Below are 17,495 nucleotides of genomic sequence, written 5' to 3' on the forward strand. Positions count from 1 at the left end.
GCCTGGTGATCAGGACGACAAGAGCCGTATGACGAGAGATCGTCACGTACGGATCTGTGGGAGCCGGAGGGTGCGAATCCCTCCGGCTACCCGACCTTCGAGGTGCCGGGTGGAAGGTGACACACCGTGATCTCAAGGCTGGTCTCGGCAGCGAGGTTGGCGAGCTGGGTCTTCCAGCCGCGGGTGCGGTAGCCGTTGGATCCCCCGCCGTCGGCGGTGATCAGCAGTCGGCGGGCGCGGGGGTAGTCGTGCCGGCCGCGGGCCTGCCACCAGTGCCGGATCGAGGCGACGGCGAACGCCGCGGTGTCGTGATCGGTGCCGATGCTGACCCAGCCGGTGTTCGCCGCCGTGTCATAGATTCCGTACGGAATTGCCTTCTTGGTCTGGCCGGGGAAGTCGTGCGTCTTGACTCTCACAGGCTGCCCTGCGGGCTGCCATTCGTGTCCGGCGTTTTTGTAGTCGCCGATCAGCTCCTTCTTCTTGCTGTCCACGCTGATCACCGGGTCACCGGAGTCCCTGTGGTCTCGTGCCTGCTCGTTGAGGTAGCGGAACTGGGCGTCCCTGTCGGGGTGCTGAGTACCCTCGATGGTCTTGGCGTTGGCCTGAAGGCTGAAGCCTTCCTCCCTCAGCAGGCCGGCGACCGTGTCGGCAGAGACCTGGTGGCCCTGCCGGGTCAGCGCCGCTGCCAGCTTCCGGGTCGACTTCGTTGTCCAGCGCAGCGGCGACATCGGATCGCCCCGCTCGTCGGGCTCGACCAACGCAAGCAGTGCCTGCCGCAGCCCCGGATCAAGGTCCACAGCCCTCTTTCGACCCCCACCAGAACGACGGACCCGCCCCACCAGAACCTGGCCAGACTCCAGTTCAGCCACTCCGCGCGAGACCGTGCCCTCCCGAGCCCCGGCCGCGGCAGCGACGAGCCTGATCCCACCATGCCCCAGCGACAGCGCTTCCGCCCCTATGGCCAGCCGACGCTGACGCTCGTCCAGATGCGGCAACAACGCCTGGAACTTCGCCGCCAGGACACTCTCGATCCCCTCCGGTCTCCCCATACCAGAACAACGAGCCCCACAGCTGGAAGCCACGACTTGTTTCCCGGCAAGCCCTAAGTCGTGGATGCCCTCCTGCGCCGCTCATCGCATCCCCGATTCCGTCATCGTCAACGCCGCTCCTGCACCGGTTAGTTGAAGCACCTGCGTCAGCCTAGCAACGCTCCTTCGAACCCTGGCGGCAGCGAAGAGGAGCCGATCGCCCGGGGTGCATACCACGTCGACGATCGGCTCCTTGAGGTCTCCGCCGCCCCACCCTCGATGCGACCGCCCTGCCCACGGGCTCCGCCCGGCCTGAAACCCACCGCGGCACCAGGGGCGCATCCCCTGCTCAACCTCTCCCTCGCAGCTGTGGTGACAGCCCTCGGCGACGCCATCTGTTTCCCCCGCAGCCGAACTCCACCCCGGGCGTGCCACAACGTGCCAGTGAAGGCGGTGAACAGCGGTCAGTAGCAGCGTTCATCGGAGCCAGCGGGAACCGCCGCTCGATGGCGTTCTCGCAGGTCAGCGGCTACCTGTCCCTCAAGTACTGGGTGATTCCCAAGCTCAGAGCGCGAGTTCGATTCTCGTCACCCGCTCCATGAAAAAGCCCCAGGCCAGTGGCCGGGGGCTTCTTTGTTGCCTGGACCAGTTCAAGGGTCCCGCACCAGATCCGCACCAGAAGGCTTCCCCTCGGCCTTCTCGCGGACGGTGCGCCCCAGGTCGACCCGCCGCTCGCGCCCTCCTGCCGCCACTCAAGGTCGGCGCGGTGGATGCTGTCGAGGTCCGGGGCCCGGTGGGCGATGGCGACGAACTCGTCTCCGCAGAGGCGTCCGGCGATGCCGTGACGGCCGCACCAGGCGGCGAGGCGTTCGGCGTTGACGGCCAGGGCGACGTCCCCGGCGGCGTGGCCGTGGGTGTCGTTGAGGTTCTTGAAGTCGTCGAGGCCGGAAGCGCGCGGGCTCCCGAAATCCTGAACGTTGGTAAGCCGGAACCTGCATGCCAGCTGATGGCTGCGGCGGTCCCACGCGCGGGTTCCGGATTAGCTGACGGGACATGGTGAGCGAAACCCGGTTCTGCCAGGAGGGAAGACCACGGCTGTTCTGAAAGACACGTCCCGCCTGGGACTTCGACTTCGACGACGGCGACGAACTCACCCGGCGACTGCCATGACTGGCTGCTCTGTACGATCACCGAATACTGGGGGCTGATCCGCCTGTCCTGTGCGGAGATCAGCAAGTGGTGTCCTGTCCCGATAGTTGAGGGAGTTGGCGAATGCCCGCTTTGGACTTCTGCGCTCACGTCGCCGTTTGCGGTGAGGTCCTGGGAGTTGGCCTCGGTGCCGACCCGGAAGCCTGGGAGGCCGCCCTGGGGGTGACATGCCTCGATGTTCCCGGTGGGGGCCTGCTGCGGCGGGACTACGGACTCGTGGAGATCAACTTCTCGCCGGACCAGCCAGGGCGGCAAGGGCAGATGTCGTGCTTCGGCTTCGGCGTGAAGATCCAACGACTGCTGTACGACCAGTCCCCGAGCACCGTGCCGTCCCCGGTCTCGCGGGAATACGGGGAATTCGCACCCAGAGTCCCCTTCAAGGAACTACAGACCGCCATCCTGGCCCTGGGCCACACGATCGAACTCGACAAGCACAACACGTCGAGTGACATGGCCTGCTACCGCGTATCCGCGTCCGCCGCCCGCATCCACGTCGTCGCCGACCCTGCCCCGTACGGGTCAGGCGACCCAGATCCAGACGGACATCAGAGGGGCGACGTCTGGTCCATCGACGTGTGGTGACCAGCCGGCGACCTCTCGGCAGCGTCCGCGATATCTCTTCGCTACGAGGAGCGCCGGGCAACGAGCACCTGCGCGGCGGGCAACGATCTGAAGAGCGCGCGCCACCCAGCTGATCAGCCACACTCAAGCCCCCCGTGCCGCATCCAACCGGCTAGCCCGCAGGCCAATGCGGGTTCGGCATGCCGTCATCGCTCATGTGCGCCCGCTGCCAGATCCCTTTCCAGTTGAACGGCGTCTCCGGGACGAACCGGTGCCGCTGCCCGCACGGACATGGCGCCAGCACCCACGCGCACCCACGGCACAGATCCACCCAGCCGTGCCCGGTCGAGTTCGACACCGGCGGTCTCTCGTTCCCGCAGGCGGGGCAGCCGGGGAGATCGGCGCCGTCCAGAATTGCGTTCTGTCGCCGGACGTACTCGGGCAGCCGCAGCGACGGATGGCGAAACGGGGCTTCGTACCAGGCGCGGTTCGGGCCCTCCCACCAGCTCCGCAGCCACCACGGTCGCGGATTCACTACAGCCCGCCGCCCCGCCCGCTTCTCCGCCCGGCGTTGCGCGGCGTACTCCTCCGCCCGCGCGAGCCACAGCACCCGCGCCTCATGCAGTTCCTCCACCGCGCGCACCAGCGCGTCCGGGTCCGCCTCCAGCCGGCGGGGGATCGCGGCGCTGAGCGTGAGGTGGTGGTACGTCGCCCGGAAGCCGTGCGGAGCAAAGAGGGTGATGCAGGTCCGCAGCGCGCTGTGCCGGCGGCAGAGGGGGAGACGGGCGTCGTGCACGTGCGCTCGGTGGGTCAGGAAGCTGGTCATTGTGTGGGCGCCAGGTCGTCCAGTGCCCGTGCCAGGGCGGCAGTGACGGCGGCAGCGTGTGCTGGCAGGTGTTGTTCAGCCCAGGTTCCGGCAAGGCTGAGGAAGTCCTGCAAATCCTGCTGGGCGCCCGCGACGAGCCTGCGTACCTGGTCTACCGACAGCTCGATCACCGGGCTGCCGTCCGTCCCATGGGCGTCGAGCGTTAGCCGGACACTGTCGCCGACGCGTTCGGCCACCGAGGACGGATCGTGGCCGAAGTAGGCGCAGCCGGTGTCGTCGAGCACGTCCAGCCAGTCCCGCCAGGTCTCCAGGCCGTTGCAGCAGCCCGGCTCGACGAAGACGGTGTCGGTGGTGGTGTCGGTCACCCGGAACCCGCCGGCGGCGAACAGGTCAGGCATGGTGAGCAGCCCGTGCAGGAATGTGCCGAGCGGGTCGGTCGGGCACGGCCCATGCTCCACCTCCGGCTCGAAGTCGTTGCAGTCGGCGATCCGCATAACCGCCGTGCCTACCTCCGCCGGAGTGAGCTCCCCGTTCAGCACGAGGTAGCCATATGACTCGTGCTCGCCAACCGGCCAGAGCGCGAAGTCGTCGGCAGCGGAGATCTCCAGAACGGGGTGCATCACAATCACATGGGGATGATGCCGGACCCACTGCTACACCGCCACAGGCTTTCAGCTGCGGCATCGGACTCGGAGCGGGCCCGCTACCTGGGCAGTTTCGCGGTGCGCTCCGGGCAGGCGAGGGACTGTACCGTGAATGGGCTGGACGAAGCAGGCGCAGCACGACTTTCAGAGCATGCCCGCCGAAGGCAGCGACCTGGTCATGAGTGCCCGCGCGGAACTGGTCACTGCTGAAGACCCGTACTTCCGGGGAATCGAAGCCGATGCCTCGCTCCCGCACTGGATGACCGTCCGACCGCTGTCCTCCACGAGCCCGGGCGGCCCCCACAACGTCGACCTGGCCGGCGGACGCGGCTGGCCCATCTACACCTTCATGCGCCGCCACGCCGACCCACAGATCGTCGTCACCAAGCCTTCTGGGCCTGACGCCTGCGCCACCGCAGCGTCTGCACCACGGGCGGCCTCCGCGTGCTGTCACCCGCTCCGGCAAGAAACCTCAGGTCGATGACCTGCCGTCGATGTGCCCCATCCATGCCCTTCGGAGCGGAGAACAGCGGTCACGTACGGCTCCCAGGGGGTACAGACAACTACCCCACTCCGGACAACCTTGTAGGTCAGAGCCACCCCCGGGATCCGTGTCACTGAACAACAAAGAAGCCCCAGACTGCTGGCCTGGGGTTTTCTGCTGATGGAGCGGGTGACGAGAATCGAACTCGCGCTCTGAGCTTGGGAATCACGGGTGCTTGAGAGTGAGCAGGCCGAGGGCTTCCTCCCAGTGGAAGCGGTGCGCTCCGCCGCTGCCTTGGGCCGGTGGGGTTCGTAGGAGCCGATCAGGATGCCCATCGCGCGCAGCTTCCGCAGACTCTCGGCGTACGCGGGGCGGCCTGGGCTGAGTTCACGTACAGCAGGGCGGCGGTCGGGGTGCCGAGGCCGTATTGGTGATCACGCACCCTATCGAGATCCACGCCGATGACCCCAACCATGCGCCATCCCCCTTGGCACACGAAGCGCGCGCCTTGCCTGTCGACGGAGAGGCCGCCACGGTTCCTACAGGTCGCACCGCTCGTCGAGGCCGAAGAGGGGAGGCAACGTCGCAACGTGTGACGCCCCGTCCACATTGTGCGGCCAGTGTCACCGAGAGTGGCGATAGGGCAGCAATACGCAAGCCCTTGCGCGCATACTCCAGTACGCTTGCTACATGTCCTCAACGACTCGCATCACCGTCACGCTCCCCAGCGATCAGGTGGCGGAGCTCCGCAAGCTCACGGACAACGTCTCCGGCTATGTAGCGGAAGCCGTGGCCCGCCAGATCCGGCACCAGCTTCTGGGCGACGACCTTCGCCGGCACGAGGAAGAGCATGGAGACTTCAGCGACGAGGAGCTCGCCGAGGCCCACGCGAAGATCTTTGGCGCCGTCGGTTCCTCCAAGGGCGCGGACGCCGCGTGAGCGAGCGCATCGAAACCGTTGTCCTGGACTCGGAAGGACTCTCCGCCTGGCTCACGCAGGATCGCAAGTTCCTCGCGATGTTGCAGGTCTTCCACGACATGGGAGCTGACCTCGTGATCGGGGCGAACACCATCGTGGAAGTCAGCCATTCCCGTACCAATATCCCCCGCCTGAACTGGGCCTTGTCCCGTATCAAGGTAGAACCGGTCACCGAGCGAGCAGCCAAAGCGGCAGCGGAGCTCCTCAAAGGCGCCGGGCTGCACGGACACAAGTACGCCATCGACGCAACGGTCGCCGAGGTAGCGCTCCGCCAGCCGAAACCCGTCGCCCTGCTGACGTCCGACAGCGACGACATGGCCAAGCTCTGCGGCAGCCAGGTCCGCATCATCCCTCTCTGACCCTCCAGCCCACCCGGAGCATGCACCTCGGCAGGTTCTGTTGCACTGCCGCCACCCGTGCCCCATCCGTGCCCAGCGGAGCGGACAACAGCGGTCATGTACGGCGCCCGGAGACCACTCCAACCTCGCACGTCTCGACCAAACATGCAGGTCAGAGCCAATACGGCCGTTCAAGAACCGTTGATTCCCAAGCTCAGAGCGCGAGTTCGATTCTCGTCACCCGCTCCATGATGAAGGCCCTGGTCGGCGACCAGGGCCTGTTTGTTGTCTGGACCTCTCGGGGCCCGCGCGCCATTCGCGTGCCATTGATGCCACATCGGGGGGCGGCTAGCTGGTCCCTCTTCATCGTCTTGACCTCCCAGATGTCGATGCCCGACAGGCAAGGACCTCGTTCCGCTTCGTCCGGCGCACTCGGCGCCGGTGGCATGCGGCGTGGGAGCGGCCTCCGGCGGCACCCGTGTGGCGCGTCCTGTCTCCGAGGCGCATCCTGGTGGCGAGATCGCCGGTAACGGGCCTGGCTCCCGTGCCCGCCGGGCCGCGGCGCAGGCGCTGAACGGCTCCTCCGTCGCCCTGCGGAAGGGAACGGGATGACAGTCGGATCGCCCAGGGATCCGGATCACTCGGAGAGCTTCGGAGAGGGGCTGCTGGGCGGGCTCCTGGACCGGGCCCACGAGTTGCCGCCCCATCTGGTCGGGCCGATCCTGGCCAACACGGTGGCGCGGCTGGGGGGACGGGATCCGCAGATCCTGCTCCAGGACTACGGGCAGCAGAGGCTGGTCCCCCTGCCGGGCGAGGGGCTGGCGGGCGGCGAACCGCAGTCCATCGACGGCTCCGAGGCCGGGCGGTGTTTCCTCACCTCGCGCCCGGTCGAACTCGCGCTGCCCGACGGCGTACGGGTCCTGCTGCCGTTGCCGGACGAGGGCGACCCGTCGGGTGTCCTGGCTGTCACGCTCGACGCCGTCGATGACGACGACCGCCGCCTCCTGCGCAGGATCGCCGGTCTGATCGCCGACATGATGCAGACCAAGAACGGCCACACCGATCTCTTCTCCCGCACCCGCCGCAGCGAACCGATGAGTGTCGCCGCCGAGATCCAGTGGTCGCTGCTGCCGCCTCTGTCGATGGTGACGCCGCGCGTCACCATCGCCGGCGTTCTGGAGCCCGCTTACGACGTGGCGGGCGACAGCTTCGACTACGCCCTGAACAGGGACACCTTCCACCTCGCCATGATCGACGCCATGGGTCACGGTCTGGACGCGGCCACGATGGCCACGGTGGCCATCGGTGCGTACCGGCACGCCCGCCGGATCAGCGTCGGACTGTCCGAGATCTACCTCTTCATGGACCGGGCCGTGGCCGAGCAGTTCGCGCCCGACCACTTCGTGACCGCGCAGATGATGCGGCTGGACACGAACACCGGCCGCCTCCAGTGGGTCAACGCCGGGCATCCCGCCCCCATACTGATCCGCCGGCACCGCGTCGTAGGCCGCCTGGACAGCCCCACGACCCTGCCCGTCGGCTTCGGAGGAGCACAGCCGCAGGTCAGCGAAGTGACGCTCGAACCGGGAGATCGCGTCCTCTGCTTCACCGACGGGCTGATCGAGGAACACGAGAGCGGACAGGAAGAGTTCGGCGAGGACCAGCTGATCGACTGGGTGAACCAACTGGAGAAGGCGGAACGGCAGGTCCGCGCGGTGGCACGGGATCTCTCCCACACCCTCAAGCGGGCACGCGGCAACGCCACTTCGGACGATGCCACGCTCGCCCTGGTCGAGTGGCGAGGATGACGGAGGGACGTGTCACGCCTACTCCTGGCGGTGGGTCACCCGCTCGGGAAGCGTGGCGACGAGGATCTCGGCGGCCCGGGTGACGTTACCCGCGTCGACCGCACGGGCCATGGCGTCACGTGCCGCGTCGGGTGTCGTGTCCGGGGGCACCACCAGGAGGGCGAAGTGGTCGTTGTCGCCACGGGTGATGAGGACGGTGTCGTCGCCGACGGGGAAGGAGTCCAGGTGCACGACCCGGTCGTCGACAACGACACGAGTCGGGACCTCCTCCCAGGCGTCCGCGTCCAGGCCGACCCGCGTGACGGGGCCGAGGTGCGTGGTGAGCGCCTGGATCAGGGCGGGCAGCTCGGCCGCGACGTCCCGGGAGCGGGGCCACCACGCGCCGTCGAGGACTCCCTCGCGGGAGTGCGTCGTCCGCAGCCGGAGCAGGGCCGTGCCGGGATTCACCGCTCGGTGGATCTCGTCCGGAAGGAGCTTGGGAGGGGTCGGGCTGTCGGATTCGGCCATGATGGTCCGCCTGCCTGCGCGGGGCCGCCGACACCTCACGGCCGACGAGACACCGCCGTGGTCACACGGTACTCCGCGTGCCGGTGGTCATGCCCGCGGCTGTCGGCCGGACGACGTGCCCGGTGGGAAATCACCTGGTCAGAGCGGTTCGTCCGACCGCTGGGCGGAGTACGCTGACAGCACCGGGAGTACCTCGTACACCCGCTCCCACGCGGACGTCGTTTCCGGCGATCAAGACACTGGGCCGCCCTGCAGGGCGGCCCGGAGACGGGTCCGCATCATGACCACGACCGTCGAACGCGGAGTGGCACGGGCGCTTGTGCCCCCGCTCCCGACGCGGATTTCCCTGACGCCGAAGACCACTCTCGCCGGCCAGTTGGACGGTGCCTGGTGGCCCTACTCGCGGGACCTGCCCACCGAGCTTCCGTCTCTGGTCGAAGCGCTGGAAGGGCGCTGGGGACGCATCACGCGGGCCATGGTGAATCCAACCCGCTGGCCCGTCGTCCCGCACAAGGTTCCCGTCACCGGGCACATCGTGCACGTGGGCTGGTTCACCGAACAGGATCCCGACAAGATGATCCTGCTCTCCTGCACCGCAGGCCGCTGCGACCTGCTGGTGGTCCCACCCGAGACCGAGCCCGCCGCAGCCGCCCGGCTGATGAGCGCCGCCGCCGTCCCCGGCAGCGTCCTCACCGCCGGTGTGCTGATGTCCGACGAAGCCGCGACCGGCCGCCGTATGCGGGACGCCCGAAGCAGCCAGGAGGCTTGGGAGACCGATGGCGGGTCCGCCCTGCTGCCTCTCCGGCACCCGGTCGTCGGCGCGCGGATGATTCCCCTGCCGGGGAACACGCGGAGATGACGACATGGAGACCCTGATCACGCTCGCGGCAGGCGTCCTCCTGATCGCGCTCGGCATGCTCCTGATCCACCGGCTCAACGCCCAGCACGACGCACGCATCGCGGTCTACCACTTCAGCGATCCCTTCCCGGCCCTCAGTCGGCCACCCGGCCACAGCCACGGGCACAGCCACCACAGCTCGACAGGGCAGGCCTCCAGCCGCAGGCTCACGGGCATCCGGCCCTGACCTCAGACCACTCCTCCGACCGAAGGCCGCGGGTGGGGCGCCCGGCACCCGGGACGACCCACCCGTCGGCCTCTCGCTTCGCCCCGAACGGAACACACCGCCTTGTACCCCGTCGAGAAGGAGCCCCTGCCGCAGGCAGGACACGCCGAGATCCGGATCGTCGCCGCAACTCCCGAAGCCGCCCGCGCGGTCGCCGAAGTAATCCGCCGCTGCTTCGCCGGAACGGAACAGCGCAGCTACCCCGCCGCCGCAGGCGGCACCCGGCTCCATCTCACCGTGGACACCGAATCCGCCGCAGGACCTGCCCTCTCCTGGCTCACCACCAGCAGGCCGTCCGCGCACACCGGCGCCCACGGCGACGAAGTCTGAGGAGCACCGGACCTTCGCATGCACGAAAGGACTCGATCATGGCGACCCTCCGCGAGCGGCAGATCTACCGCGAGCGGGTCCGACCGCCTTCCACGAAGCCACCGAAGGCAACCGTCTCCTCGGAGTCCCTGGGCGGAAGCTGCGGAACGACCTGCGCATCCCGGAGGAAGACCTGGCCGCCGCCTGCACCTACCTCACCGGCGAGGGCCTGATCACTGTCGACTGGGAACCGGGCAACACACCCGCGATGGTCTCCCTGACCCACCAGGGAATCCGCCGCATGGAGGCCGAAGAAGAAGAACGCGACTGAGCCGGACTGTCCGTGCAGGTCGTACGAGCCGTCCACCGCTCAGCCCGGCACGTACGACCTGCACGGCCCCCTGCGCGCACACGAACGAGGGGGACGGGGCCTGCCCGATGGCCCGCTCTCCCCTCCCGGTCCGTCCGGCCCGCAGTCGTACAATTAAACGTGGATCGAGCACTCTCACGTGTGACGATCCGGAAGGGCGGCCCTGGCGGAGTGAATGCGCTGGGGCCGTTGCGACGACGGTCGCCATAAGGCCCACGCGCCCGACGCCATGTGGCCGCCTCGCAGCCGGCGGATCGGTCCCCTCCGGGGCGAAGGCGTCCAGGAGCCCCGGGGTCAGGAGGCGGGCACGGTCCGGGACGCCCCTCTCACGGAGGCCGGCCGACCTGGGCCCACATCGATGCGGACCCCGCCGACCGCGTCCTGTGCGGCGGTCCCGTACGCGTAGACGTGCGCGTCGGCAGCGGCGCAGAGTGTTCCGTTCAGATGGTTTCGCCCTGCCGGACTGCAGCCCAGAACTGGTTCGTGCACTTCCGGCACGGACGGCCCTGACAATCGGAGCGGGCTTCCGCTACGAGGTCGCGCAGGGCTCAGTCTGTCCCTCGGCCCCCCAGCGCGTGCTGCCGGGTCAGCCGTGAAATGTCCTTCGCGGTGACGATCCCCACCAGATGGTGCCCGTCCACGACGAGAATGCACATGCCAGTACCCGGGCGGAGCTTGTCGAGAGCCTCACTCAGAAGATCACTCGGGGCGGCAACCGCGCACTGCGACAGCGGGATCGCCGCCTCGCGCACGCGCAACGCCTCCCGGCGCGCTCCCGGTATCCGGGCAAGCTTGCGTATCTGAACGATCCCGCTGGGACGGCCTTCGAAATCGAGCAGCGGCACGGCGGAATGGCGGGAGTTCACTGCCACCTCGTCGATGAATTGCCGGATGGTCAGCCAGTCGGCGCCGGTGGTCACCGGGCTGGACATGGCATCGGCGACCTTGATGCCCCGCAGCGCTGTGTGGATCACGGCGCGCTGCCGTTCCGCGCCGGCGACGACCGTGATGAAGAGACCGACGAAGACGAGCCACAGCCCGCCCGGCGCCCCGCGCAGGAAGGAGATCCAGCCGAAGGCCATCAGCAGCCCGCCCACGACCTGACCGCTTCGGGAGGCCGCCCGATCCGCACGTTCCCGGTCTCCGGTACGCCACCACAACAGCGCCTGCACCACCCTTCCGCCGTCGAGCGGAGCAGCGGGAAGGAGATTGAATGCGCCCAGGAACAGGTTCGCCCAGCCGAGCCACACCAGAACGGCGGCGGGCACCGCCCAGCCGGACATCGCGTGCAGCCCGATTCCCGCTCCGAGCGCGGCGCTTCCGATGGCCAGGCTGGTGAGCGGCCCGCTGATCGCCACTGCGAAAGCCACCGCGGCCGTCGGCGGTCGCCCCATCCGGGTCATCCCGCCCAGCGCCCACAGCGTCACGTCCTGTACCGCGACCTTCTTCCTGCGGGCAATCGCAGCGTGTGCCGTCTCGTGGAGCAGGAGGCTGCCCATGAGCAGCACGGCCCCCACTGCACTCGCGAAGGTGTAAACCGCATCCGAGCGCCCTGGAGTCCATGCGGGGAGGGTCTGGCGGCCAAGACCGTACGCGAACAGAACGACCAGCAGCGGCACGCTCCAGTGCATCCGCAGTGGTACCCCGACAACTTGTCCGACACGGACCGAGCCGTTCATCGTCGTCTCCCGCCGGCTCGGCACCCGGTCCACCGGACAGGACCTCGCGACCCGACTCCATGGACCGACCAGCACGGCACCCACCCACAATTGTCGCTCTCGGAATCTCCCGCAGTCGCCCAGGGCCCGGAACGAGCTTGCTGACCGGCGAACTGCCCGAAAAGCCCGCCCACCCATTCCGGATCCGGGTACGCCAGCCGCCCCTCGTCCCCTCCGAACCCAGACGCACGGCTCAAGCCGATCCGACACACCCCGCGTGCCACTACGTGCCATTCGTAGGGGAAAAAGCGGTCACCACAGGGCACCGTCCGGCCGTCGGCCGGCAACACACCTGTGCAGCGTTTCCGCTGCTCAGGAACATGTCTGGCGATCACGCGCTGGTTGATTCCCAAGCTCAGAGCGCGAGTTCGATCCTCGTCACCCGCTCCACTGCAAAGCCCCAGGTCACATGCCTGAGGCTTGTTTGCTGTCCATACCCCTCGGGGCCCGCGTGCCCTCGTGTGCCACAAGTGCCCTCGTGGCGCGTCGGGTTGGTTCTGGACGCTACTCAAAATTCCGAGTCGCTGCCGTCAGTCGCCCTCTGCTGTGAGGCCGACAGGCGGGGCGTCATCCGTGTGCCTCGCTTCGCAGTCGCCATCATGCGGACCTTCGCTGTGCGTGGCAGCGTGATCCGAGAGGAATCCGTACCCCCACGCATCAATGAGGAGCGCCGTCATGGACGGTACGCAGGACAAGCGTCAGGAGCCGGGCAAGGGCCGGGGCCGCGAGGCGCAGGAACACCATCGCCCCGGAGACCCCGCGCAGCCCCGACCGGGCAGGCAGGCCCGTGAACAGGGACGGAAGCCCGGGCAGAAGGAGAGCTCGCGCCGCCGCGAGGACGACCTGCTGCGCGAAGAGGACCTGCACGACGAGGAGCTCTGACCAGGGCACCGCACGCCCGGAGCCCGGCCGGTACGCAACACTCCGGCCGGGCTCTGTCGCATCCCGCCCGACGCCGAAGGAGACCGGGCCGCAGGAACGTTCACGTGCCCGTTTTCACGTGCTTTTTCGTTTCTGCCGTGGTCGTGGCGGGGTGGATCGATGCGGACCGAGCGGCTCATCGTCGGCTCTTCCTGGATAATCGATGTATGGCATCACAGCCTCGTCTTTCCGATCTCCGTCGTGCCAAGTTCGCCCGGCGCCTGCCCGCAGCGCTCTCCGAGCTTGCCGGTCCCCGGCACGGCCCGGTACGCCTGCCGCTCCACCTGGCATGGTCGGGGCTCACTACGTTCGACCTCGATCAGCCCCGGCTGCGGATGAGCTACTACCGCATCGTCCTGGCCGAGGGGCAGCACGACGACCTGGTCCAGTACCTCGATCGCGACCTTCTCGTCGGCCTGTGGCCCACACTGCGCACACTGGTCAGCCGTGATGTCCGTGAGGTCTGGGAGAGCTCCTTCGACGAGCTGGCTCACAGCGTTCAGGCCGCTGCGTGAACCTCACAGAACTGCACCGCCGCCTGCTTGCAGATGTGCTCGCCGTGGGCGGTGATTACCCTCTGGTGCTCACCGGTGGCTACGCGGTCCAAGCACACGGCCTGGTCGACCGGCTCAGCCAGGACCTCGATGTCGCGACCGAGAACCCAGATCCCATGGAGGACATCGCGACCGTCGTGCGCACCGGACTGGAGCGGCGCGGATGGCACGTAGAAGCCCTGGAGACAGACCCACTGTCCGCACGCCTGATCGTCACCGACCCTGCCAGCCGCGAAGAGTGCGAGGTCGACATCCTCAAGGAAGCACTCTGGCGACCACCCGTACACACCGAACACGGCTTGGTGCTGTCCCTCGAAGATGTCGTCGGCACCAAGGTCCGCGCCTTGGCCGACCGCGGACTCGCCAGGGACCTGATCGATGTGCAGGCCGCCACGAGCCGCTGGAGCCCCGTCGAACTCGAAGAGCTCGGCCGACGCCATGCCCGCGACGCCTTCGACCTCAGCGAGCTTCAAGCGCGGCTGAGCGGAGCCGACTGGATCGATGACACGGAATTCGCCGCCTACGGACTCGACGCGCAGGCTATTGCCGGGCTGCGCCGGTGGGCACAGACCTGGGCCGACGACATCGGGGAACGGCTTCACGAGCTTGAGGCCCCGCACGAGGACTGATGGCCTGACGGATGCCGACCGTTCGACAGGAATGCGGTTCGCTACAGGGGCTGGCCGCCCCTCGGCCGCCGTGCCCCATCCGTGCCCTTCGGGGCGGACAACAGCGGTCAAGCACGGCACCCAGGGACCACACCAACCTCGTCTGCCCCGTCCAAACATGCAGGCCAGAGTCACTTTGGCTGTCCAAGAACCGCTGATTCCCAAGCTCGGAGCGCGAGTTCGATTCTCGTCACCCGCTCTTCCGCTAAGCCCCAGGTCAGTGATCTGGGGCTTCGTCGTTGTCTAGACCTCCCTAGGCACGGGCAAGGTGGCGAAGGGCGACACCGTCTCGGTCCGCCCAGACAGATGAGGAAACTCTGGAGAAAGCGGCATGCCGAAGATCCCCGAAGGGCGGCGGGATGACGGAGGGACGTGTCACGCCTACTCCTGGCGGTGGGTCACCCGCTCGGGAAGCGTGGCGACGAGGATCTCGGCGGCCCGGGTGACGTTACCCGCGTCGACCGCACGGGCCATGGCGTCACGTGCCGCGTCGGGTGTCGTGTCCGGGGGCACCACCAGGAGGGCGAAGTGGTCGTTGTCGCCACGGGTGATGAGGACGGTGTCGTCGCCGACGGGGAAGGAGTCCAGGTGCACGACCCGGTCGTCGACAACGACACGAGTCGGGACCTCCTCCCAGGCGTCCGCGTCCAGGCCGACCCGCGTGACGGGGCCGAGGTGCGTGGTGAGCGCCTGGATCAGGGCGGGCAGCTCGGCCGCGACGTCCCGGGAGCGGGGCCACCACGCGCCGTCGAGGACTCCCTCGCGGGAGTGCGTCGTCCGCAGCCGGAGCAGGGCCGTGCCGGGATTCACCGCTCGGTGGATCTCGTCCGGAAGGAGCTTGGGAGGGGTCGGGCTGTCGGATTCGGCCATGATGGTCCGCCTGCCTGCGCGGGGCCGCCGACACCTCACGGCCGACGAGACACCGCCGTGGTCACACGGTACTCCGCGTGCCGGTGGTCATGCCCGCGGCTGTCGACCGGACGACGTGCCCGGTGGGAAATCACCTGGTCAGAGCGGTTCGTCCGACCACTGGGCGGAGTACGCGGCGGCCCTGGGACGGGTCCGCAATCATGGCCACCACCCTGGCACCCACGCTTTCGGCACGCCTGTCGCCGGCGCCGAAGAGCACCCTCGCCAGCCTCTTGGACGGCGCCTGGTGGCCTCGTTCGCGTGACCTCGCCACCGAGCTTCCGCCCCTGGTCGACGCACTCGAGGAGCGCTACGGACGCACCACGTGCGTCATGGTGAACCCCGCCCGCCGGCCTGTCGTCCCGCACAAGGTCGCCGTCACCGGGCACACCGTGCACGTCGGCTGGTTCACCGAACAGGATGCCGACAAGATGATCCTGCTCTCCTGAACCGTCGGCCGATGCGACCTGCTGGTGATCCCGCCCGGGACCGAACCCGCCGCGGCCGCCCGGCAAATGACCGCCGCCGGCTCCCTCATGCCGGGCACGACTGTCGCCGCGCGCAAGTCACCTCGGCCGAGGGCATGGCCGTGCTCCATGGGCAGGAGCGCAGGCCGGGCCGAGCGCAAACCAGTACTTGCACATTTGCGCAAGAAGAGGCAGAGGCAGTCTCGACCGGGCTGCTAGAGCCAGTCGCGGCGTTTGAAGACCACGTACAGGCCGACGCAGACCATGGCCATCAGAGCGATGGCGAAGGGGTATCCGAGGATCCAGTGCAGCTCGGGCATGTGGTCGAAGTTCATGCCGTAGACGGTGCCGATGAGGGTGGGTGCGAAGAGAATGGCCGCCCAGGCGGAGACCTTCTTGATCTCGTCGTTCTGGGCGTGGCCGGCCTCGGCCAGTTGCTTCATCTCCTCGTTCTGGGCCTGATTGACCAGGGTGGCGTTGACGGTGAGGATGTCGCCGAGCATCTCGCGGAAGCTGTCCACGCGCTCGACCACGGTGGTGTCGTGGTCGGCGACGTCACGCAGGTAGCGCTGAAGCTCCTCGTCCGTGCCATATTTCTCGAAGCCGGCTTCGAGCCCGCGCATGATGGCCAGGAGCGGCCGGGTGGCCCGCTGGAACTCGACAACTTCGCGGGAGAGTTCGTAGATACGGCGGGAGACCTTCGGGTCGCCGCCGAACACCTCGGTCTCGATCTCGTCGATGTCGTGCTGAAGGCCGGCCACCACGGGCGCGTAACCGTCGACCACCGCGTCGAGGATCGCGTACAGCACCGCCTCCGGGCCCAGCGCCAGCAGCTCGGAATCGCCTTCCAGCCGCTTGCGGACAGTAGCCAGGTCGGGCGCCTGGCTATGCCGCACGGTCAGGACAAATCCGGGGCCGACGAACAGATGGAGTTCCCCGAAGTCCACCTCCTCGGCCTCGTCCATGTACCGGGCCGAGCGCAGTACGACGAAAAGCGTGTCTCCGTAGCGCTCCAGTTTCGGCCGCTGGTGGGCCACGATGGCGTCCTCGACGGCCAGCTCGTGCAGCCCGAACTGCTCCGCCGCCTCCCACAGCTGCGCGGGGGAAGGGCGGTACAGGCCGATCCACGCCATGGTGCCCTGCTCCCCGGGAAGCCGCTCGTAGATCTCCTCCAGCGTCGAGGGCGTTGCGATCCGGCGCCCGTCGCGGTAGATCCCCGCGTCCACCACGCTGCGCGCCAGGGACGCGGGGGGCTCTTCTTGCTCCGCCCGTGGATCCATCGAATGCTCGGGGGCCGGGTCCAGCCCAGGTCCGGTCCCGTGGCCGCCCGGACGCAGCGGCCACTTACCCGCTCGGGTCGCGCGCGCTCGCCAATCGGACATACAGAAACCTCCAGAAGGAACCCCACCTGGGTCCGGCCCATGTCGCGGCTCCGAGTCAGGTGGTACCCCGCCGGGCGAGGTCTCCCGCAGACCAGACCCTCGGCACAAAACAGACTATTTGCTCTCGCGCTGCCCTGCGATGAATTCCCCTGGGAACGGCACTCCTTCGTGGGGACGGGCGGCGCGTTCCCACGCTGTGGAGACGAGCGTCAGTCCGGAGGCCGTGGCCAGCAGGGCCAGACCCACCACGTCGCCGACGGAGGCGGCTCTCCCGGACAGCTGCGCCAGGCGGGGGACTGCGTGCGCCAGAACCGCCAGGTGAAGCACGAGGCACGCCCAGCCCTGCAACCGCAGCCACGTCCCGCGCCTCGCCCCCCGGGCAGTTCCCCGGCCCGCTGCCCAGAGCACGCCCGGAGCGGCCAGAGCCATGGACGTGAGCAGTGCAACCCCGAGAGCGACCGTCTTCATGCCTCTGGATCCTGATGCACTTTCCCCGTCTGCGCCTGTCGTGGCGCGGCAGGATGCCCAACCCCTGCACCGCCGCCGGCAAGGGGTGCTCACCGGCAGCGCCACACGGGTGTGCTTAACGCTCTTCTGGCGCCCTGAGCAGGGATATCGGAAGACCGGCGCCCTGAAGTCGGCTGGATCCGGCCGGCTGACAGGACTGGAGGGGCCTGGTGTCTGCACGCG

General features: G+C 68.4%; 20 protein-coding genes and 4 pseudogenes. 14 read left to right on the plus strand and 10 right to left on the minus strand.

Features of this window, described 5'->3' with window-relative positions; translation table 11 throughout:
* Positions 1-95: 95 nt before the first annotated feature.
* Positions 96-1,049, minus strand: a pseudogene (locus ACFYY7_RS16315) (ISAzo13 family transposase); the annotation flags it as partial.
* A gap of 508 nt (positions 1,050-1,557) precedes the next feature.
* Positions 1,558-1,914 (minus strand): hypothetical protein, encoded by a 357-nt coding sequence (locus ACFYY7_RS16320; RefSeq protein WP_388662653.1) that lies wholly within the window; start codon positions 1,912-1,914, stop codon positions 1,558-1,560.
* On the opposite strand from ACFYY7_RS16320, the gene ACFYY7_RS16325 reads away from it, so the two are divergent.
* Positions 1,795-2,088 (plus strand): hypothetical protein, encoded by a 294-nt coding sequence (locus ACFYY7_RS16325; RefSeq protein WP_388662048.1) that lies wholly within the window; start codon positions 1,795-1,797, stop codon positions 2,086-2,088. The two genes, ACFYY7_RS16320 and ACFYY7_RS16325, sit on opposite strands and share 120 nt — an antisense overlap.
* A gap of 212 nt (positions 2,089-2,300) precedes the next feature.
* Complete coding sequence (locus ACFYY7_RS16330) at positions 2,301-2,819, plus strand: hypothetical protein (RefSeq protein ID WP_388662050.1); 519 nt, start codon at positions 2,301-2,303, stop codon at positions 2,817-2,819.
* A 151-nt stretch (positions 2,820-2,970) separates the two neighbouring features.
* Here ACFYY7_RS16330 and ACFYY7_RS16335 read toward each other — a convergent pair whose 3' ends face one another.
* Positions 2,971-3,594 carry a hypothetical protein gene (locus ACFYY7_RS16335; RefSeq protein ID WP_388662052.1) on the minus strand — a complete coding sequence of 208 codons (624 nt, stop codon included), beginning with the start codon at positions 3,592-3,594 and terminating at the stop codon, positions 2,971-2,973.
* 26 nt (positions 3,595-3,620) lie between these two features.
* A complete protein-coding gene (locus ACFYY7_RS16340; RefSeq protein ID WP_388662655.1) occupies positions 3,621-4,244 on the minus strand; it encodes a hypothetical protein in 624 nt (207 codons plus the stop codon).
* Between the two features lie 136 nt (positions 4,245-4,380).
* Between ACFYY7_RS16340 and ACFYY7_RS16345 the strand changes: the two genes are divergently transcribed.
* On the plus strand, positions 4,381-4,752 hold the full coding sequence (locus tag ACFYY7_RS16345) for a hypothetical protein (protein ID WP_388662053.1): 372 nt from the start codon (positions 4,381-4,383) through the stop codon (positions 4,750-4,752).
* Between the two features lie 225 nt (positions 4,753-4,977).
* Here ACFYY7_RS16345 and ACFYY7_RS16350 read toward each other — a convergent pair.
* Positions 4,978-5,173, minus strand: a pseudogene (locus ACFYY7_RS16350) (flavoprotein); the annotation flags it as partial.
* A 269-nt stretch (positions 5,174-5,442) separates the two neighbouring features.
* On the opposite strand from ACFYY7_RS16350, the gene ACFYY7_RS16355 reads away from it, so the two are divergent.
* From ACFYY7_RS16355 to ACFYY7_RS16365, 3 genes are all read left to right on the plus strand, one after another.
* On the plus strand, positions 5,443-5,691 hold the full coding sequence (locus ACFYY7_RS16355; protein ID WP_388662054.1) for a hypothetical protein: 249 nt from the start codon (positions 5,443-5,445) through the stop codon (positions 5,689-5,691).
* On the plus strand, positions 5,688-6,089 hold the full coding sequence (locus ACFYY7_RS16360; RefSeq protein ID WP_388662056.1) for a PIN domain-containing protein: 402 nt from the start codon (positions 5,688-5,690) through the stop codon (positions 6,087-6,089). Before ACFYY7_RS16355 ends, ACFYY7_RS16360 begins: the two co-directional genes overlap by 4 nt.
* Before the next feature lie 587 nt (positions 6,090-6,676).
* Positions 6,677-7,876, plus strand: coding sequence for a PP2C family protein-serine/threonine phosphatase (locus ACFYY7_RS16365; RefSeq protein ID WP_388662058.1), 1,200 nt, complete (start codon positions 6,677-6,679; stop codon positions 7,874-7,876).
* Between the two features lie 18 nt (positions 7,877-7,894).
* Here the strand turns inward: ACFYY7_RS16365 and ACFYY7_RS16370 are convergent, their stop codons facing one another.
* Complete coding sequence (locus ACFYY7_RS16370) at positions 7,895-8,383, minus strand: DUF5994 family protein (protein WP_388662059.1); 489 nt, start codon at positions 8,381-8,383, stop codon at positions 7,895-7,897.
* Between the two features lie 280 nt (positions 8,384-8,663).
* On the opposite strand from ACFYY7_RS16370, the gene ACFYY7_RS16375 reads away from it, so the two are divergent.
* From ACFYY7_RS16375 to ACFYY7_RS16390, 4 genes and pseudogenes are all read left to right on the plus strand, one after another.
* The gene (locus ACFYY7_RS16375; protein ID WP_388662060.1) at positions 8,664-9,242 is read left to right on the plus strand and encodes a DUF5994 family protein; all 579 of its coding nucleotides are present in this window, start codon (positions 8,664-8,666) and stop codon (positions 9,240-9,242) included.
* A 4-nt stretch (positions 9,243-9,246) separates the two neighbouring features.
* Positions 9,247-9,468 (plus strand): hypothetical protein, encoded by a 222-nt coding sequence (locus ACFYY7_RS16380; RefSeq protein ID WP_388662061.1) that lies wholly within the window; start codon positions 9,247-9,249, stop codon positions 9,466-9,468.
* A gap of 102 nt (positions 9,469-9,570) precedes the next feature.
* A complete protein-coding gene (locus ACFYY7_RS16385) occupies positions 9,571-9,837 on the plus strand; it encodes a hypothetical protein (protein WP_388662062.1) in 267 nt (88 codons plus the stop codon).
* A 38-nt stretch (positions 9,838-9,875) separates the two neighbouring features.
* Positions 9,876-10,147 (plus strand): annotated as a pseudogene (locus ACFYY7_RS16390) (hypothetical protein).
* A 587-nt stretch (positions 10,148-10,734) separates the two neighbouring features.
* On the opposite strand, the gene ACFYY7_RS16395 reads toward ACFYY7_RS16390, so the two are convergent.
* A complete protein-coding gene (locus tag ACFYY7_RS16395; protein WP_388662063.1) occupies positions 10,735-11,865 on the minus strand; it encodes a site-2 protease family protein in 1,131 nt (376 codons plus the stop codon).
* A 714-nt stretch (positions 11,866-12,579) separates the two neighbouring features.
* Between ACFYY7_RS16395 and ACFYY7_RS16400 the strand changes: the two genes are divergently transcribed.
* From ACFYY7_RS16400 to ACFYY7_RS16410, 3 genes are all read left to right on the plus strand, one after another.
* On the plus strand, positions 12,580-12,786 hold the full coding sequence (locus ACFYY7_RS16400; RefSeq protein WP_388662064.1) for a hypothetical protein: 207 nt from the start codon (positions 12,580-12,582) through the stop codon (positions 12,784-12,786).
* Positions 12,787-12,992: 206 nt separating this feature from the next.
* On the plus strand, positions 12,993-13,340 hold the full coding sequence (locus ACFYY7_RS16405) for a transcriptional regulator (RefSeq protein ID WP_388662065.1): 348 nt from the start codon (positions 12,993-12,995) through the stop codon (positions 13,338-13,340).
* A complete protein-coding gene (locus ACFYY7_RS16410; RefSeq protein WP_376415954.1) occupies positions 13,337-14,008 on the plus strand; it encodes a nucleotidyl transferase AbiEii/AbiGii toxin family protein in 672 nt (223 codons plus the stop codon). Before ACFYY7_RS16405 ends, ACFYY7_RS16410 begins: the two co-directional genes overlap by 4 nt.
* A gap of 420 nt (positions 14,009-14,428) precedes the next feature.
* Here ACFYY7_RS16410 and ACFYY7_RS16415 read toward each other — a convergent pair whose 3' ends face one another.
* On the minus strand, positions 14,429-14,917 hold the full coding sequence (locus tag ACFYY7_RS16415; RefSeq protein WP_388662059.1) for a DUF5994 family protein: 489 nt from the start codon (positions 14,915-14,917) through the stop codon (positions 14,429-14,431).
* A 200-nt stretch (positions 14,918-15,117) separates the two neighbouring features.
* Between ACFYY7_RS16415 and ACFYY7_RS16420 the strand changes: the two are divergent.
* Positions 15,118-15,642, plus strand: a pseudogene (locus tag ACFYY7_RS16420) (DUF5994 family protein).
* On the opposite strand, the gene ACFYY7_RS16425 reads toward ACFYY7_RS16420, so the two are convergent.
* Both ACFYY7_RS16425 and ACFYY7_RS16430 read right to left on the minus strand, forming a co-directional pair.
* Complete coding sequence (locus ACFYY7_RS16425) at positions 15,639-16,805, minus strand: magnesium and cobalt transport protein CorA (protein WP_388662067.1); 1,167 nt, start codon at positions 16,803-16,805, stop codon at positions 15,639-15,641. The pseudogene ACFYY7_RS16420 and the gene ACFYY7_RS16425 sit on opposite strands and share 4 nt — an antisense overlap.
* 114 nt (positions 16,806-16,919) lie before the next feature.
* The gene (locus ACFYY7_RS16430) at positions 16,920-17,273 is read right to left on the minus strand and encodes a hypothetical protein (protein WP_388662069.1); all 354 of its coding nucleotides are present in this window, start codon (positions 17,271-17,273) and stop codon (positions 16,920-16,922) included.
* Positions 17,274-17,495 lie beyond the last annotated feature (222 nt).

The sequence above is a fragment of the Streptomyces sp. NPDC001933 genome (assembly GCF_042890955.1).
GTDB lineage: Bacteria > Actinomycetota > Actinomycetes > Streptomycetales > Streptomycetaceae > Streptomyces.

Coding starts and splice junctions, on each gene's coding strand:
- ACFYY7_RS16340 (WP_388662655.1), bottom strand. CDS start 4,244: ATGCACCCCGTTCTGGAGATCTCCGCTGCCGACGACTTCGCGCTCTGG.
- ACFYY7_RS16400 (WP_388662064.1), top strand. CDS start 12,580: ATGGACGGTACGCAGGACAAGCGTCAGGAGCCGGGCAAGGGCCGGGGC.
- ACFYY7_RS16365 (WP_388662058.1), top strand. CDS start 6,677: ATGACAGTCGGATCGCCCAGGGATCCGGATCACTCGGAGAGCTTCGGA.
- ACFYY7_RS16355 (WP_388662054.1), top strand. CDS start 5,443: ATGTCCTCAACGACTCGCATCACCGTCACGCTCCCCAGCGATCAGGTG.
- ACFYY7_RS16395 (WP_388662063.1), bottom strand. CDS start 11,865: ATGAACGGCTCGGTCCGTGTCGGACAAGTTGTCGGGGTACCACTGCGG.
- ACFYY7_RS16370 (WP_388662059.1), bottom strand. CDS start 8,383: ATGGCCGAATCCGACAGCCCGACCCCTCCCAAGCTCCTTCCGGACGAG.
- ACFYY7_RS16425 (WP_388662067.1), bottom strand. CDS start 16,805: ATGTCCGATTGGCGAGCGCGCGCGACCCGAGCGGGTAAGTGGCCGCTG.
- ACFYY7_RS16415 (WP_388662059.1), bottom strand. CDS start 14,917: ATGGCCGAATCCGACAGCCCGACCCCTCCCAAGCTCCTTCCGGACGAG.
- ACFYY7_RS16345 (WP_388662053.1), top strand. CDS start 4,381: ATGGGCTGGACGAAGCAGGCGCAGCACGACTTTCAGAGCATGCCCGCC.
- ACFYY7_RS16430 (WP_388662069.1), bottom strand. CDS start 17,273: ATGAAGACGGTCGCTCTCGGGGTTGCACTGCTCACGTCCATGGCTCTG.
- ACFYY7_RS16405 (WP_388662065.1), top strand. CDS start 12,993: ATGGCATCACAGCCTCGTCTTTCCGATCTCCGTCGTGCCAAGTTCGCC.
- ACFYY7_RS16380 (WP_388662061.1), top strand. CDS start 9,247: ATGGAGACCCTGATCACGCTCGCGGCAGGCGTCCTCCTGATCGCGCTC.
- ACFYY7_RS16375 (WP_388662060.1), top strand. CDS start 8,664: ATGACCACGACCGTCGAACGCGGAGTGGCACGGGCGCTTGTGCCCCCG.
- ACFYY7_RS16330 (WP_388662050.1), top strand. CDS start 2,301: ATGCCCGCTTTGGACTTCTGCGCTCACGTCGCCGTTTGCGGTGAGGTC.